This is a genomic window from Aeromonas sp. 601027 (genome assembly GCF_049174455.1).
GTDB classification, from domain to species: domain Bacteria; phylum Pseudomonadota; class Gammaproteobacteria; order Enterobacterales; family Aeromonadaceae; genus Aeromonas; species Aeromonas veronii_A.
The window spans coordinates 149,521-164,688 of the sequence record NZ_JAAKTN010000002.1 but is presented as its reverse complement, the minus strand read 5'-3'; the positions used below and the strand labels follow the sequence as shown (position 1 = coordinate 164,688).

Here is a 15,168-nt window from a genome sequence, read left to right as displayed (position 1 = left end):
CTCGTTATCTCGTCCACATTGATGGCATGACTCAGGGCGAGAGCGGCTCGCGGTGATACTCGGCGCAGCCGCATTCGGGGCAGGTATCGAGCTGCTCGGGATGGAGCACGGTATGGCGCCAGCCACACTGGTCGCACACCATGACCCCCAGCCCCACCCAGTCGCCCGCCTCATAGACGCCCTTGTGCTCCAGCTCGTCGGCCAGCTCGCGCCACTCCACCTGGGCGCGGTCAGTCACATCCGCCAGCCAGGACCAGGCGGTATCTTTGAGGGCCAGCATAAAGGCAGACTCCTCCACCTGCTCATCCTTGCGCCCCTCGTCATAGTTCCCCAGATCCCGCTTCACATACTCGGCGATCAGCGCCAGCTCGTCCTGAGTGAGGTCACTGGCCGCTTCTAGATAGGCCTGAACGCGGGCAATCATCCGGTTGAGGCGCTCCCCCTGGAACTGCTCTGTCTCTTGCCACTGCTTTTGCAGTTCGGCAATGAAGGTTTCATACCCTTTTTGACGTTTGTCCATGGCTGTTACTCCTCTGCTAAATCCCTTTCTGGCCCGGCTTCAGGCTTGACGGATGCTGGCGGTTGTTGCCGCCGCAGGATATGGGTATTCTATTGCGATTTCCCAGCTGATTTATCTATTCATTTCACAGATCCGGATGTCACCAATGCAAGAGCAATACGTTCCCCAATCAATCGAACCAGCAGTGCAGAAGCACTGGGATGCCAAGAAAACCTTCAAGGCCGTGGAAAAAGTAGACAAAGAGAAGTTCTACTGCCTCTCCATGTTCCCCTATCCGTCTGGTCGTCTACACATGGGGCACGTTCGCAACTACACCATAGGTGATGTGATCTCCCGTTATCAACGCCTCAATGGCAAGAACGTGCTGCAACCCATCGGTTGGGATGCATTCGGTCTGCCGGCAGAGAACGCCGCGATCAAAAACAATACCGCACCGGCGCCCTGGACCTACGAAAACATCGAATACATGAAGAACCAGCTGAAGATGCTGGGTCTGGGTTATGACTGGGATCGTGAAGTCGCCACCTGCAAACCGGATTACTACCGCTGGGAGCAGTGGTTCTTCACCAAGCTCTACGAGAAGGGTCTGGTCTACAAGAAGACCTCCTCCGTCAACTGGTGCCCGAACGACATGACCGTGCTGGCCAACGAGCAGGTTGTCGACAACTGCTGCTGGCGCTGTGACACCCCGGTGGAGCAGAAAGAGATCCCCCAGTGGTTCATCAAGATCACCGACTACGCCGAAGAGCTGCTGAACGATATCGACAACCTCGAAGGCTGGCCGGAGATGGTCAAGACCATGCAGCGCAACTGGATTGGCCGCTCAGAAGGGGTCAACATCAGCTTCAATATCGAGGGTCAGGCTGAGCAGCTGGAGGTCTATACCACCCGTCCGGACACCTTCATGGGCGTCACCTATGTCGGTATCGCCGCTGGCCACCCACTGGCCCTGCAGGCCGCCGAAAACAATCCGGAACTGGCAGCCTTTATCGAAGAGTGCAAGAACACCAAGGTAGCCGAAGCCGAACTGGCCACCATGGAGAAGAAGGGCATGGCCACCGGCCTCTACGCCATTCACCCGCTGGATGGCCGCAAGGTACCGGTCTGGGTCGCCAACTTCGTGCTGATGAACTATGGCACCGGTGCCGTGATGGCGGTTCCGGCCCACGATCAACGTGACTTCGAGTTCGCCACCAAATATGGCCTCGACATCAAGGCGGTCATCAAGCCGGTTGAGGGCGACGTCGACGTGAGCGAAGCCGCTTACACCGAGAAGGGCGTACTGTTCAACTCCGGCGAGTTTGACGGTCTCGACTTCCAGGGCGCTTTTGATGCCATCGCCAACAAGCTGGAAGGGCTGGGCAAGGGCAAGCGCACCGTCAACTTCCGTCTGCGCGACTGGGGGGTCTCCCGTCAGCGCTACTGGGGTGCCCCCATCCCGATGCTGACTCTGGCTGATGGTACCGTGGTGCCGACTCCGGAAGACCAGCTGCCGGTACTGCTGCCGGAAGATGTGGTGATGGACGGTATCCAGAGCCCGATCAAGGCCGATGCCGAGTGGGCCAAGACCACTTACAACGGTCAGGAAGCGTTCCGCGAGACCGATACCTTCGACACCTTCATGGAGTCCTCCTGGTACTACGCGCGCTACTGCTCTCCGGACTACGACAAAGGCATGCTGGACCCGGCTGCTGCCAACCACTGGCTGCCGGTGGATCAGTACATCGGCGGCATCGAGCACGCCTGTATGCACCTGCTCTACGCCCGCTTCTTCCACAAGCTGCTGCGTGACGCAGGTCTCGTGAACAGCGACGAGCCGTTCAAGCGTCTGCTCTGTCAGGGCATGGTGCTGGCCGACGCCTTCTACTACAAAGACGAGAAGGGCGGCAACGTCTGGGTCAGCCCGACCGACGTCAAGGTAGAGCGTGACGAGAAGGGTCGCATCACCAAGGCCATCGATAACGAGGGCCGCGAAGTCATCCACTCCGGCATGACCAAGATGTCCAAGTCCAAGAACAACGGCATCGACCCGCAGCTGATGGTCGAGCGTTATGGCGCCGATACCGTCCGTCTGTTCATGATGTTCGCCTCTCCGGCCGAGATGACACTGGAGTGGTCCGACTCCGGCGTAGAGGGTGCCCAGCGCTTCCTGCGTCGCCTGTGGCGCGTCACCTTCGAACACGTTTCCGGTGGCGCCGTTGCCGCGCTGGATCTGGCTGCCCTCTCCAACGAGCAGAAAGCCATTCGACGCGAACTGCACAAGACCATCGCCAAGGTGAGCGACGACGTGGGTCGCCGTCAGACCTTCAACACCGCCATCGCCGCCATCATGGAGCTGATGAACAATCTCTCCAAGCTGGGCAACGACGAGCAGGATCGCGCTCTGATGCAGGAAGCGCTGGAAGCGGTGGTGGTCATGCTCTACCCCATCACCCCGCACATTGGCTTCGAGCTGTGGAAGATGCTGGGCAAGGGCGACGATGTGGATCACGCTGCATGGCCGGTGGCCGATGAAGCGGCCATGGTCGAGACCGAGAAGCTGGTGGTGGTACAGATCAACGGCAAGATGCGCGGCAAACTGACCGTGCCGGCCGAGATCAGCCAGGCCGACGTCGAGAAGCTGGCGATGGCCGATGCTTCCGTGCAGAAGTTCACCGACGGTCTGACCGTGCGCAAAGTGATCTATGTACCTGGCAAGCTGCTCAATATTGTCGCTAACTAATTGGCTGCCAACTGATTGGTTACCAACTGATCATTGCCAATCTGTGACAGCAAACGGATGATAACGGCGGGCCCTGCGCCCGCCGCTTTCCCTTAATGCAAAGAGGATTTTCTATGGGCACCATCTTCACCCGCTGGATGGCCATCGTGCTGGCTGGTCTGCTGCTGCAAGGCTGCGGCTTTCACATGCGCGGCAACGGCATTCCGAGCGAGCTGATGACCATGAAGGTCGTGGGCGACAACAAGAGCGACTTCTACCGGATGGTTACCACCCGTCTGAAGGCCTCTGGCGTGACCCTGGTCGACAAGGAGGGCATTCCGGTGCTCACTCTGGGCGGCGTAGGCAGCACCAGTCAGGTCGCCTCGGTCAACGCGCTGGGGACGGACACCGAATATGTGCTGGGCTTTGGTACCCAGTTCACCATCTCGGTACCGGGCAAGCCAACTCAGGTCTTCCCCATCAACTTCAACCGCAGCTTCCTCAACAAGCCGGATGCAGCGCTCGCCTCCTCCCGTGAGCAGGAGCAGCTCAACCGCGAGATGCAGGAGCAGGCGGCCAATCAGGTGATCCGTCAGTTGAGTCAGGTCAGCTTCTGATGCGGATTTACCCTGAGCAATTTGGTGACCACCTCAAGGCAGGGCTTCGGCCCTGCTATCTCGTTTTTGGCGACGAGCCCCTGCTGCGACTGGAGGCCATCGATGCCATTCGTCAGATCGCCCGCAAGCAGGGTTTCGATGAACGCCACACCTTCGTGGTGGAGCAGGGGCAGGACTGGAATCAGATCTACGATGCCTGTCAGGCCATGAGCCTCTTCTCCGCCCGCCAGATCATCGAGCTGGAGCTGCCCGCCAAGGTGGACAAGGATCTCGCTGCCCGCATCAGCGAAATCGGCAAGCAGCTTCATCTCGACCTGCTGCTGGTGCTGAGTGGCGGTCGCCTCAACCAGACCCAGATGAAGGCAGCCTGGTTCGACAAGCTCTACCAGATTGGCACCTATGTGCCGGTCAACCATCCGGAGCCCAAGTTCTTCCCGCGCTGGATGAGCGCCCGTTTTGCGCGTTTCGGCCTCAAGGCGCTGCCGGATGCCATCAACTTCATGTGCCACTCCTACGAGGGCAACCTGCTGGCCGCCAGTCAGGAGATCGAGAAGCTGACCCTGCTCTCGCCGCCCCAGCCCATCAGCGTCACCTATCTGCAAGAGACCATTATCCGCCACGCCCACTTCACCCCGTTCCAGCTGGTCGATACCCTGCTGGAGGGCAAGGTGAACCGGGCCCAGCGCATTCTGGCCGCCCTGCGGGCCGAAGGCACCGAGCCGGGGATGTTGGCCTGGACCCTCTGCCGCGAGCTGGAGCAGCTGACCGAGCTGTCGCTGGCGATGCGAAACGGCCAGCCGCTGGGGGAGCACTTCAGCCGCCTGCGCATCTGGCAGAGCCGCCAGCAGCTCATTCAGCAAGCGCTGACTCGTCTCCCCTTCGCCAAGTTGCAACAACTATGGCAGCTGATGGCGCAACTGGATGGCGCCCAGCGCCGCTTTGATACCGAACAGGCGTGGCTGATGCTGCAGACCATTGCCCTCGGCTTTCGTGATGGCACCCCGCTGCCGCTGGTGATGGAGAGCAGCCCGTGCTGAAGGCGCCTGTCGGTTTGCTTGGCGGCACCTTCGACCCCATCCATATCGGTCATCTTCGCCCGGCGATCGAGGCGCGCGATGCTCTCGGGCTGGCCGAAATGCGGCTGATCCCGAACCATATCCCGCCCCACCGCGCCAATCCGTTCTGCTCCAGCGAACAGCGTCTCGCCATGGTCAAACTGGCGGCGGCAGAGAACCACCACTTTGTGGTGGATGAGCGGGAGCTGAGACGGGACAAGCCCTCTTACACCATCGATACCCTGATCGAGCTGCGTCATGAACTGCCCGATACGCCGCTCTGTTTTCTGATGGGGATGGATTCCCTGCTGAGCCTGCCAAGCTGGCACCGCTGGCAGGAGCTGCTCGACTATGCCCATCTGGTGGTGAGCGTGCGGCCGGGCTGGCAACCGGATTATCCGGCCGGGGTGGCACAGCTGCTGGCGCGCCATCACACCGCGGATGCCAACGCGCTGCATCAGCGTCTGGCCGGTCATATCTGGCTGGCGGACAACCAGCCCATCGAACTGTCAGCCACCCGACTGCGAGCCTTGCTGGATGCGGGACAAGACACCCGCTACCTCTTGCCCGAGTCGGTTGCGCACTATATTGATCAACAGGGGCTCTACCGCGCCAACCGCCGCTAGCCCCTGTCGTTATCCCGCCCCACCCGATGGGAAACGGGAGTGACCATGATATAATCCGCCGCCCTGACGCAAACGCTGCGCGCCGGAATACAGGAGAGACTCATTGCAAGGCCAAGAATTGCATGCCTTTATCATCGACAAGATCGATGACATGAAAGGCCGCGACATCATCACCCTCGATGTACGCGGCAAATCCAGCATTACTGACACCATGATCATCTGTTCCGGCAACTCCAGTCGTCACGTCAGCGCCATTGCCCACCATCTGGCCAGCGAGGCCCGCCACGCGGGTCTGGATCTGCTGAGCGTGGAAGGGCAACTGAGCGGTGAATGGGTGCTGGTAGATATGGGCTCGGTGATCGTGCATGTGATGCAGGATGAACACCGTGACTTCTACCAACTGGAAAAGCTGTGGAGCGGTGCCGCTCAAATGAATACGCAATAAGAGCACAAGTGTAACGACCATGAAGATCCAGTTGATTGCGGTGGGCACCAAGATGCCCGCCTGGGTAGAGCATGGCTTCGAAGAGTATCGTCGCCGCTTCCCCAAAGACATGCCGTTTGAACTCGTCGAGATCGGCGCTGGCAAACGGGGCAAAAATGCCGACATTCCCCGCATCCTGCAGAAGGAAGGGGAAGCCATGCTGGCGGCTGCGGGGCGCTCGCGCATCGTTACCCTCGACATTCCGGGCAAGCCCTGGACCACGGAGCAGCTGGCCACCCAGCTGGAGGCGTGGAAACTCGATGGCCGCGATGTGGCCCTGCTGGTCGGCGGACCGGAAGGCTTGTCCCCCGAGTGCAAGGCTGCTGCCGAACAGAGCTGGTCCCTGTCACCGCTCACCCTGCCCCATCCGCTGGTACGGGTACTGGTGGCCGAGAGCCTCTACCGTGCCTGGAGCATAACGACCAATCATCCGTATCATAGAGAGTGAGCCATGCGTCTCTGGAGTCTCACCTCTCATATTCACCCCTATCACAGAGAGTGAACAATGCAGTTCCTGCTCTTATTGCCCCCAAGGGTCTTGAGGTAAAGGCATGCTGAAACAACGCATCGAAATGCGCGATCACAGTGCCGAGGGCAATCTGTTCTTCCGGCGCACCCTGGTAGCCTACATCGGCATCGTCGTGCTGATGCTGGTGCTGCTGGGCAATCTCTATTATCTGCAGGTCGAGTCCTACGACACCTACCAGACGCGTTCCAACTCCAACCGCATCCGGGTAGTGCCGGTGGCGCCACCCCGGGGTCTCATCTACGACACCAACGGCGTGCTGCTGGCGGAGAACCGCCCTGTCTACAGTCTGGAAATCGTCCCGGAAGAGACTAGGGATCTTGAAAAAACCGCTGACCAGCTGATCGCCCTGCTGGGGCTGCCGGAAGGCACCAAAGAGAAGTTTCTGACCGAGGTGAAACGCCAACGTCGCTTCAAGCCGGTCCCTCTCTACGAAAAGCTGACCGAATATCAGGTGGCACTCTTCTCGGTCAACCAGCACAACTATCCGGGAGCCAGTATCGAGGCTTACCTCAAGCGCTACTACCCGTTTGGCGACACCCTGACCCATGCGCTGGGTTATGTGGCCAAGATCAACACCCGCGACGTGGAGCGTCTCGAAAAAGAGGACAAACTCGCCAACTATGCCGCCACCAAGGATATCGGCAAGCAGGGGGTGGAGAAGTATTACGAGGATGAGCTGCACGGGGTGGCGGGTTATCAGGAGGTCGAGGTCAACAACCGCGGCCGGATTGTCCGCACCCTCAAGTTCCAGCCTCCGGTTCCGGGCAAGGATATCTACCTCAATATCGACGTCCGGATGCAGCTCAAGGCCCAGCAACTGCTGGCCGGCCAGCGTGGTGCCATCGTGATGATGAACCCGAAAACCGGTGCCATCCTGGCGCTGGAGTCGAGCCCGAGTTATGACCCCAACCTGTTCGTGACAGGCATATCCAGCGCCAACTACTCGGCACTGCTCAACGATCCGGCACGGCCGCTGGTGAACCGCACCACTCAGGGCATTTATGCCCCTGCCTCCACCGTCAAGCCCATGATGTCCATCATGGGTCTCAACGAGGGGGCCATCACCCCGGGCTACCGCTATTTCGGCGGCCCGAGCTTCTCCATTCCCGGTACCACCAAGAAGTTTCGCGACTGGCGCCGCTGGGGTCATGGCTGGCTCGACGTCTATCGCGCCATCGAGGTCTCGGCAGATACCTACTTCTACGATCTCGCCTATCGGGTCGGCATCGACAAGATCCACAGCTATATGACCAAGTTCGGCTTCGGTCAGTACACCGGGGTCGATCTCTATGAAGAGACCAAGGGTGTCATGCCGTCTCGTGACTGGAAGATGGCCCGCTGGCGCCAGCCCTGGTATCAGGGTGACACCATCTCTGTCGGTATCGGTCAGGGCTACTGGAGCGCCACCCCGCTCCAACTGGCCAAGGCGATCAGCATCCTGACCCAAAACGGCCACGACGTGACGCCGCACTTGCTCAAGAGCACCGCTTCGCAGGCGGGGGTGGTCGATGCCCCGGTCAACCCCAACATCGCCCTCAAGCTCAAGAGCGACAGCTACTGGAAAGTAGCCCAGGACGGCATGTGGCGCGTCAACCATGGCAGTGAAGGCAGTGGCCGTCATGCATTTGCAAAGGCCCCCTACTCGTCAGGTGGTAAATCAGGCACTGCGCAGGTAGTCGGTTTGAAGGAAAATCAGGTCTACAACATCAAGACCGTCAAGGCGGAACATCGCGATAACGCCCTGTTCGTTGCCTATGCCCCCTTTGAGGCGCCCAAAGCGGTCGTCGCACTGGTGCTGGAAAACTCCATTGGTGGTGGTGGTGGCCGGGCTGCATCGCCCATTGCACGCCAGATGCTGGATGCCTATCTGCTGCCCCCAGATCCGCAACTGCCACCGGCACCGGAAAAGCCGTCCCAACCGAGTGAGGTCGCCCCCCATGAGTAATTCAGCCCGCCAGCAGAGTATCTGGTACAAGCTGCATATCGACCTGCCCCTGCTGCTCGGTCTGTTGGCCGTGATGACCCTCTCCATGGTGGTGCTCTACTCCGCCTCCGGTCAGGATATGGACTCCATCGTGCGCCAGCTGGTGCGCGGCGGTCTCGCCTTTGCCCTGATGATCGGCCTGGCCCAGCTGCCCCCCTCCCTCTACGCCCGCTGGTCGGTGCCGCTGTTCGCCGTGGTGGTGCTGATGCTGATTGCGGTGGACGTGTTCGGCCACATCGGCAAGGGGGCCCAGCGCTGGCTCGATCTGGGCTTTATGAAGTTCCAGCCCTCCGAAGTGATGAAGCTCTCCATGCCCATCATGGTGGCGGCCTGGCTCAGTCGCCACTCGCTGCCACCCAAGTTCAGCCATGTGGTGATCGCCCTCATCATGGTGCTGCTGCCCACCCTGCTGATCGCCGCCCAGCCGGACCTTGGCACCTCCATTCTGGTGGCCGCCTCCGGCTTCTTCGTGATCTTTCTGGCGGGGCTCAGCTGGTGGCTGATCGGCTTGGCGGTTCTACTGATGCTGGCCTTTATGCCGGTGCTCTGGTTCTTCCTGATGCACGACTACCAGCGCCAGCGGGTGCTGATGCTGCTCGACCCGGAGAAAGACCCGCTCGGCCGCGGCTACCACATCATCCAGTCCAAGATTGCCATCGGCTCCGGTGGCGTCTTCGGCAAGGGGTGGCTGCAAGGGACCCAGTCCCAGCTGGAGTTCTTGCCCGAGCGCCACACCGACTTCATCTTCGCGGTATTTAGCGAGGAGTTTGGTCTGGTGGGGGTTGCCCTGCTGCTGGTGCTCTACCTCTACGTCATCAGCCGCTGTCTGTTTATCTCGATGCAGGCCCAGAACAGCTTCGAGCGACTGCTGGGCGGCGCCATCACTCTCACCTTCTTCGTCTATGTGTTCGTCAACATGGGCATGGTGAGCGGCATCCTGCCGGTGGTGGGGGTTCCCCTGCCGCTGGTGAGCTATGGCGGCACCTCCATGGTGACCCTGATGGCCGGCTTTGGCATACTGATGTCCATCCAGACTCATAGAAGGCTGCTGGCCTGATGAAACGGGTCGGATTGCTGCTCTCTCTCGCCACCACGATGGCAACCGCCGCCGTGGCGCCGGATCGGTTGGCCCTGCTCGCCGAACAGCAGCAGGTGCCGCTGGCGGAGTTGCAGGCGGCAGTGGCCCGCGCCCAGTTGCGGCAGGAGGTACTAGACACCATCAGCAAGCCGTGGGAGGCCAAACCCTGGCATCGCTACCGGCCGCTGTTTGTTACCCCAGATCGCATCCGTGACGGCCAGCAGTTCTGGCAGCAACATGCCGAGACACTGACCCGCGCGGAGCAGACCTATCGGGTGCCCGCCTCGCTCATCGTGGCCATCATAGGGGTCGAGACCTTCTACGGTCGCCAGATGGGCCGTCATCCGGTGCTCGATAGCCTCTACACCCTGGGGTTCCACTACCCGGAGCGCAGCGACTTCTTTGCCAAGGAGTTTGCCCAGCTGGTGGTGCTGGCCAAAGAGGAAGGGTGGCAACTCGATGCCCTCAAGGGCTCCTATGCCGGCGCCATGGGGATGGGGCAGTTCATGCCCTCCAGCTACCGCCACTATGCCGTCGATTTTGACGGGGATGGCAAGCGGGATCTGTTTGCCAACCCGGTCGATGCCATCGGCAGCGTGGCCAACTATTTTGCCAGCCACCAGTGGCGCTGGGGCGAATCCGTGGTGGAACCAGCCCAGATCGGGCTAATGGCGGTCGAACCTTTGCTGAGATCTGAGCCCGAGCTCACACAACAGTGGTCAGAACTGGCGGCGGCAGGGATTGAGCTCGCCACGCCGCTGGCCCCGCAGACGCCGGTCAAGTTGCTGGCGCTTGCCCAAGCCGATGGACCGGAATACTGGGTCGCACGGCATAACTTTTACGTGATCACCCGCTACAATCGCAGCCCACTCTACGCGATGGCGGTGTATCAACTTAGCCAAGCTATTCAGGAAGCGTATGCATCTTCGTCACAAACTCCTCCCGCTCAGTCTGAGCTTGTTGCTGGCCGCCTGTAGCAGCCAGCCGGAACAGAGCGCCCCTGTCGAGCCGCCTGCACCGGTCAGCAAGCCACCCGTTATCGAGATCCCGCAAGCCACCGGCGCCATCCCACGCCCGGAGCCCCTGAGCGCGAGCGGCAACCGGGACTACTGGATTGGCAAACAGAAAAACGAGGTGTGGCGCGATATCAAGCACTATAGCGAAGAGGGTTCCGCCAGCTGGCTGTCACCGGATCTGGATGGCCAGAATACCGCCAACGGCGATGTGCTGGACAGCAAGCTGTTCAGTGCCGCCCACCGCAACCTGCCCATCCCGAGCTATGTGAGGGTCACCAATCTGGACAACGGGCTGGAGACCATAGTGCGGGTCAACGATCGCGGTCCATTCAACAGCCCGCGCCTGATCGACCTCTCCTACGCAGCGGCCAAGCAGCTGGAGATGGTCGACAGCGGTGAGGCCCGAGTACGGCTGGAGCTGATTAGCGACACCCCGGATCAGATGGTGATCATGGAGCCGATGAAGCCCATCGAAATGACTCCGACCACTCCGGCTGCGGCCTCCAACACGCTGTCGCAAGATGGCTTCCTGGGTGAACCAACCGCACTGGCGATGGCCACTCCCGCTGCCGAACCCGCTCCCGTCAAGGCGCCCGCGACCACGCCCGCCAAAGCGGCACCTGTCAAGCCAGCTCCCGCCAAGACCGCAGCTCCTGCCAGCAGTGGTGATGGCAAGATGATCCAGGTACTGGCCAGCGGCTCCCGGGATCGGGCCGAGGCGATGGGCAAGGTGATGACCCAGCGCCATGGTGTGCCCTACCGGATTGAAGCCCATGGCGCCATCTTCCGGGTCTTGATCGGCCCGGTGGAGGCGGATAAACAAGCCGCACTGCTGGAAAAAGTACGGCAAGGGGGACTGGAACAGGCCTTTATCGTGCCCTGATCCCTCCTCTGACAGCGGCGGTGACCAATCTCCCGGCCCCGCCATCACGTCGCTTTATGGCGTGATGGCAGGGATTGATGGATAAAAAACCAGTCATGATCGCCATGTCGGACTATAACCTGCGGGCGCATCTGGTATAGTTAGGCCCGCATTTTATCCCCATCTGGCTCGCAGGAATTTCAAGATGTCCAAATTTGCCCGTTCAGTTCTTCTGGCCTCACTGATCAGCGTAACCGCTCAGGCCAATACGCCGGTGCCGACACCCACGCCGAACGCCAACCCAGTGGTGGTTCCCGCCGCGCCGGAGATCTCCGCCAAGGCCCATATCCTGATCGACTACTACTCCGGTCAGGTGCTGGCCGAGCAGAACGCCGACGAGCGTCTGCCCCCTGCCAGCCTGACCAAGATGATGACCTCCTACATCGTTGGCGACGAGCTGCACAAGGGGAACATCAAGGGCACCGACATGGTGACCATCAGCCAGAACGCCTGGTCCAAGAACTACTCAGACTCCTCCAAGATGTTTATCGAGGTGGGCAAGCAGGTCTCTGTCGATGACCTGAACAAGGGCATCATCATCCAGTCCGGCAACGATGCCTGCGTCGCCATGGCCGAACATCTGGCCGGCAGTACCGACTCCTTCGCCAGCCTGATGAATGCCTGGGCCGCCAAGCTCGGCATGAAGGACACCCAGTTCAAGAACCCCCACGGTCTGGATGAAGAGGGTCACTACAGTACAGCCCGTGATATGGCCCGCCTGGGTCAGGCACTGATCCATGATCAGCCGGAGGAGTACAAGATCTACTCCCAGAAATCCTTCGTCTTCAACGGTATCACCCAGCACAACCGCAACCGCCTGCTGTGGGATCAATCCCTGCAAGTGGATGGCATCAAGACCGGCCACGTCAGCCAGGTCGGCTATAACCTGGTCTCCTCTGCCACCAACAACGAAGGCATGCGCCTGATCGCCGTGGTACTGGGCGCCAGCAGCGAAGCCTCCCGCGCCGCCGAGAGCAAGAAACTGCTCACCTACGGCTTCCGCTTCTTCCAGAGCCTGACTCCGTACAAGGCAGGCACCGAGCTGGTCACCCAGAAGATCTGGATGGGCGACAAATCTGAAGTGAAACTGGGCGTCGACAAGGATGTCTCCGTGCTGGTCACCCGCGGTCAGGGCAACAACCTCAAGGCAGACTTCCAGCTCGACAGCGAGCTGAAAGCCCCGTTGGCCAAGGGTCAACGCGTTGGTACCGTGTTCCTGAAGCAGGGTGACAAAGAGATCAAGCAGGTACCGCTGGTCGCTCTGGAAGAGGTGCAGGAAGGTGGCTTGATGAGCCGTCTGTGGGACTACCTGGTACTGCTGGTCACCAGCTGGTTCAAGTAATCCGACGCACAATCCTCACCAAACAGCGGCGCCAACAGGCGCCGCTGCTGTCTGCGCCGGACAATGGCAGTGAATAACCCTGTAAACTGCAGGTTCCGCCTTACCCTGATTTGTGGTAAAAAGCAGCACTTCCATCCTTGTCTGACCGCTCCCGGCCTTGATCCCGGAGTGTGCGGCGCCCATATAGGGTTTAGCCGCACCCATACAGACTTGAAATGGCGGCCTCCACGGGCCATCGGCCACTAGCCATCCAAGATGAAGTCATCATGCTGATGACGAAAAAGGTGAGTAAATGAATACCAAGTTTGATGAACTGCTGGAGTTTCCCTGCAAATTCCCGTTCAAGGTACTCGGCATCGCGGATCCTGCGTTGCCGGATATGGTGGTTGAAGTGCTGCAGCAGCATGCTCCGGGCACCTACAGCCCGACCGTCCAGCCCAGCTCCAAGGGCAACTATCACTCGGTTCGCGTGACCGTGACAGCCCAGAGCAAAGAGCACATCGAAGCGATGTACACTGCGCTTGGCAAGATCGAGCTGGTGAAATACGTACTGTAATTTCTCTCTCGCCCCGTTCTGCGGGGCGACTGTTTTTGGCCGCAGCACGCCACGAGGACACCATGTCATCCCAGATCCCCGCTCAGCACAGCCTGATAGTCAGGCAGCTGGGTCGCCGCCCCTACCAGCCGGTATGGGACGCCATGAAAGCCTTCACCGACAACCGCACCAGCGACACCCCGGACGAGTTCTGGGTGGTCGAACATGACCCCGTCTACACCCAGGGGCAGGCCGGCAAGGCCGAACACCTGCTCAATCCGGGCAATATCCCGGTGGTGCAGAGCGATCGCGGCGGTCAGGTGACCTATCACGGCCCGGGCCAGCTGGTGCTCTACGTCCTGGTGGATGTCCGCCGCTGCAAATTCTCGGTGCGCGAGCTGGTGACCGCGCTGGAAACAGCCATCATCAACACCCTGGCCAAAAGCAATATCCAGGCCTATGCCAAGGCAGATGCCCCCGGGGTCTATGTGAAAAATGACCTTGGCATGGAGGCCAAACTGGCCTCGCTGGGACTGCGCATCCGCAAGGGTTGCTCGTTCCACGGGCTGGCCCTCAACATCAACATGGACATGACCCCCTTCCTGCACATCAATCCGTGCGGCTATGCGGGCATGGCCATGACCCAGACCAGCGCCCTGGGCGGCCCGCAGAGCGTGGCCGAGGCGCAATCCATTCTGGTGGCCGAACTGGCCAGCCTGATTGGCTATCAGACAATAACAAACACCGAGAGTGAATCATGAGCAAACCCGTTCGTATGGAGCCGGGCGTCAAGCTGCGCGATGGCGACAAGATGGCCCTGATCCCGGTGAAATTCATGCCGGATCCCAACGAAGAAATCCTTCGCAAGCCGGACTGGATGCGGATCAAACTCCCCCCTTCCAGCCAGAAGATCGAACACATCAAGAGCACCTTGCGCAAGAACAAGCTGCACTCGGTCTGTGAAGAGGCTTCCTGCCCCAACCTGGCGGAGTGTTTCAACCACGGCACGGCCACCTTCATGATCATGGGCGCGATCTGCACCCGTCGCTGCCCCTTCTGCGACGTGGCCCACGGCCGCCCGCTGGCACTCGATCCGGAAGAACCGAAGAAGCTGGCGCTGACCATCAAGGAGATGAACCTCAAGTATGTGGTGATCACCTCGGTGGACCGCGACGATCTGCGCGACGGCGGTGCCCAGCACTTCGCCGACTGCATCCGCGAGATCCGCGAGCACAGCCCGCAGACCCGCATCGAGATCCTGACCCCGGACTTCCGTGGCCGGATGGAGCAGGCCCTTGAGGTGTTCCGCGAAACGCCGCCGGACGTCTTCAACCACAACCTGGAAACTGCGCCGCGCATGTATCGCGTCGCTCGCCCGGGTGCCGACTACAAGTGGTCGCTGGAGCTGCTGCGCCGTATCAAGGAGATGCACCCCCATGTACCGACCAAGTCCGGTCTGATGATGGGCCTTGGCGAGACCAACGAAGAGATCGTCGAGGTGCTCAAGGATCTACGCGCTCACGGCGTCAACATGCTGACCCTGGGTCAGTATCTGCAGCCAAGCCGCCACCACCTGCCGGTCAAGCGCTACGTGCCGCCAGCAGAGTTTGACGAGCTGAAAGATGTCGCCATGGAGCTGGGCTTTACCCACGCCGCCTGCGGTCCTTTCGTGCGCTCCTCCTATCACGCGGATCTGCAAGCCAAGGGCGAAGAGGTTGTGGGTTACAAGGCTAAATAGTACTCTACATCGGTAAATGGG

General features: G+C 60.5%; 15 protein-coding genes. 14 read left to right on the top strand and 1 reads right to left on the bottom strand.

The features are described 5' to 3' along the window. Nucleotides 1–31: 31 nt before the first annotated feature. Nucleotides 32–520 (bottom strand): zinc ribbon-containing protein, encoded by a 489-nt coding sequence (locus G5193_RS04550; protein ID WP_041209964.1) that lies wholly within the window; start codon nucleotides 518–520, stop codon nucleotides 32–34. 145 nt (nucleotides 521–665) lie between these two features. Here G5193_RS04550 and leuS point away from each other — a divergent pair, with 145 nt between their 5' ends. The 14 genes from leuS (at nucleotide 666) to lipA (ending at nucleotide 15,147) form a co-directional block, all read left to right on the top strand. Next, a complete protein-coding gene (gene leuS, locus G5193_RS04545; protein WP_421205122.1) occupies nucleotides 666–3,242 on the top strand; it encodes a leucine--tRNA ligase in 2,577 nt (858 codons plus the stop codon). A gap of 113 nt (nucleotides 3,243–3,355) precedes the next feature. Beyond that, the gene (gene lptE / locus G5193_RS04540) at nucleotides 3,356–3,838 is read left to right on the top strand and encodes an LPS assembly lipoprotein LptE (RefSeq protein WP_245133103.1); all 483 of its coding nucleotides are present in this window, start codon (nucleotides 3,356–3,358) and stop codon (nucleotides 3,836–3,838) included. Continuing rightward, nucleotides 3,838–4,875 carry a DNA polymerase III subunit delta gene (gene holA / locus G5193_RS04535; protein ID WP_421205119.1) on the top strand — a complete coding sequence of 346 codons (1,038 nt, stop codon included), beginning with the start codon at nucleotides 3,838–3,840 and terminating at the stop codon, nucleotides 4,873–4,875. Before lptE ends, holA begins: the two co-directional genes overlap by 1 nt. After that, on the top strand, nucleotides 4,869–5,519 hold the full coding sequence (gene nadD / locus G5193_RS04530) for a nicotinate-nucleotide adenylyltransferase (RefSeq protein ID WP_216953018.1): 651 nt from the start codon (nucleotides 4,869–4,871) through the stop codon (nucleotides 5,517–5,519). Before holA ends, nadD begins: the two co-directional genes overlap by 7 nt. A 103-nt stretch (nucleotides 5,520–5,622) precedes the next feature. Then, nucleotides 5,623–5,964: a ribosome silencing factor gene (gene rsfS / locus G5193_RS04525; protein WP_005335165.1), complete on the top strand. Its 342-nt coding sequence runs from the start codon at nucleotides 5,623–5,625 to the stop codon at nucleotides 5,962–5,964. Between the two features lie 19 nt (nucleotides 5,965–5,983). Beyond that, nucleotides 5,984–6,451 (top strand): 23S rRNA (pseudouridine(1915)-N(3))-methyltransferase RlmH, encoded by a 468-nt coding sequence (gene rlmH / locus G5193_RS04520; RefSeq protein WP_005335166.1) that lies wholly within the window; start codon nucleotides 5,984–5,986, stop codon nucleotides 6,449–6,451. Between the two features lie 103 nt (nucleotides 6,452–6,554). Continuing rightward, entirely contained in the window at nucleotides 6,555–8,477 is a 1,923-nt protein-coding gene (gene mrdA / locus G5193_RS04515) for a penicillin-binding protein 2 (RefSeq protein WP_216953017.1), read from the top strand. Continuing rightward, nucleotides 8,470–9,573 (top strand): rod shape-determining protein RodA, encoded by a 1,104-nt coding sequence (rodA, locus tag G5193_RS04510; protein WP_005335170.1) that lies wholly within the window; start codon nucleotides 8,470–8,472, stop codon nucleotides 9,571–9,573. The genes mrdA and rodA overlap by 8 nt, the downstream gene beginning before the upstream one ends. Continuing rightward, the gene (mltB, locus tag G5193_RS04505; RefSeq protein WP_421205117.1) at nucleotides 9,573–10,571 is read left to right on the top strand and encodes a lytic murein transglycosylase B; all 999 of its coding nucleotides are present in this window, start codon (nucleotides 9,573–9,575) and stop codon (nucleotides 10,569–10,571) included. The genes rodA and mltB overlap by 1 nt, the downstream gene beginning before the upstream one ends. Further along, nucleotides 10,513–11,493, top strand: a complete 981-nt coding sequence (locus G5193_RS04500) for a septal ring lytic transglycosylase RlpA family protein (protein WP_421205115.1) — start codon at nucleotides 10,513–10,515, stop codon at nucleotides 11,491–11,493. The genes mltB and G5193_RS04500 overlap by 59 nt, the downstream gene beginning before the upstream one ends. 184 nt (nucleotides 11,494–11,677) lie before the next feature. Further along, nucleotides 11,678–12,874 carry a D-alanyl-D-alanine carboxypeptidase family protein gene (locus G5193_RS04495; protein ID WP_216953014.1) on the top strand — a complete coding sequence of 399 codons (1,197 nt, stop codon included), beginning with the start codon at nucleotides 11,678–11,680 and terminating at the stop codon, nucleotides 12,872–12,874. Nucleotides 12,875–13,166: 292 nt separating this feature from the next. Further along, entirely contained in the window at nucleotides 13,167–13,430 is a 264-nt protein-coding gene (gene ybeD, locus G5193_RS04490; RefSeq protein ID WP_005348100.1) for a DUF493 family protein YbeD, read from the top strand. A 62-nt stretch (nucleotides 13,431–13,492) separates the two neighbouring features. Continuing rightward, entirely contained in the window at nucleotides 13,493–14,170 is a 678-nt protein-coding gene (gene lipB, locus G5193_RS04485) for a lipoyl(octanoyl) transferase LipB (RefSeq protein ID WP_216953013.1), read from the top strand. Further along, nucleotides 14,167–15,147 carry a lipoyl synthase gene (lipA, locus tag G5193_RS04480; protein ID WP_421205113.1) on the top strand — a complete coding sequence of 327 codons (981 nt, stop codon included), beginning with the start codon at nucleotides 14,167–14,169 and terminating at the stop codon, nucleotides 15,145–15,147. The genes lipB and lipA overlap by 4 nt, the downstream gene beginning before the upstream one ends. The last annotated feature ends 21 nt before the right edge of the window (nucleotides 15,148–15,168 follow it).

Coding starts and splice junctions, on each gene's coding strand:
- G5193_RS04550 (WP_041209964.1), bottom strand. CDS start 520: ATGGACAAACGTCAAAAAGGGTATGAAACCTTCATTGCCGAACTGCAA.
- leuS (WP_421205122.1), top strand. CDS start 666: ATGCAAGAGCAATACGTTCCCCAATCAATCGAACCAGCAGTGCAGAAG.
- lptE (WP_245133103.1), top strand. CDS start 3,356: ATGGGCACCATCTTCACCCGCTGGATGGCCATCGTGCTGGCTGGTCTG.
- holA (WP_421205119.1), top strand. CDS start 3,838: ATGCGGATTTACCCTGAGCAATTTGGTGACCACCTCAAGGCAGGGCTT.
- rlmH (WP_005335166.1), top strand. CDS start 5,984: ATGAAGATCCAGTTGATTGCGGTGGGCACCAAGATGCCCGCCTGGGTA.
- mrdA (WP_216953017.1), top strand. CDS start 6,555: ATGCTGAAACAACGCATCGAAATGCGCGATCACAGTGCCGAGGGCAAT.
- rodA (WP_005335170.1), top strand. CDS start 8,470: ATGAGTAATTCAGCCCGCCAGCAGAGTATCTGGTACAAGCTGCATATC.
- mltB (WP_421205117.1), top strand. CDS start 9,573: ATGAAACGGGTCGGATTGCTGCTCTCTCTCGCCACCACGATGGCAACC.
- G5193_RS04500 (WP_421205115.1), top strand. CDS start 10,513: ATGCATCTTCGTCACAAACTCCTCCCGCTCAGTCTGAGCTTGTTGCTG.
- G5193_RS04495 (WP_216953014.1), top strand. CDS start 11,678: ATGTCCAAATTTGCCCGTTCAGTTCTTCTGGCCTCACTGATCAGCGTA.
- ybeD (WP_005348100.1), top strand. CDS start 13,167: ATGAATACCAAGTTTGATGAACTGCTGGAGTTTCCCTGCAAATTCCCG.
- lipB (WP_216953013.1), top strand. CDS start 13,493: ATGTCATCCCAGATCCCCGCTCAGCACAGCCTGATAGTCAGGCAGCTG.
- lipA (WP_421205113.1), top strand. CDS start 14,167: ATGAGCAAACCCGTTCGTATGGAGCCGGGCGTCAAGCTGCGCGATGGC.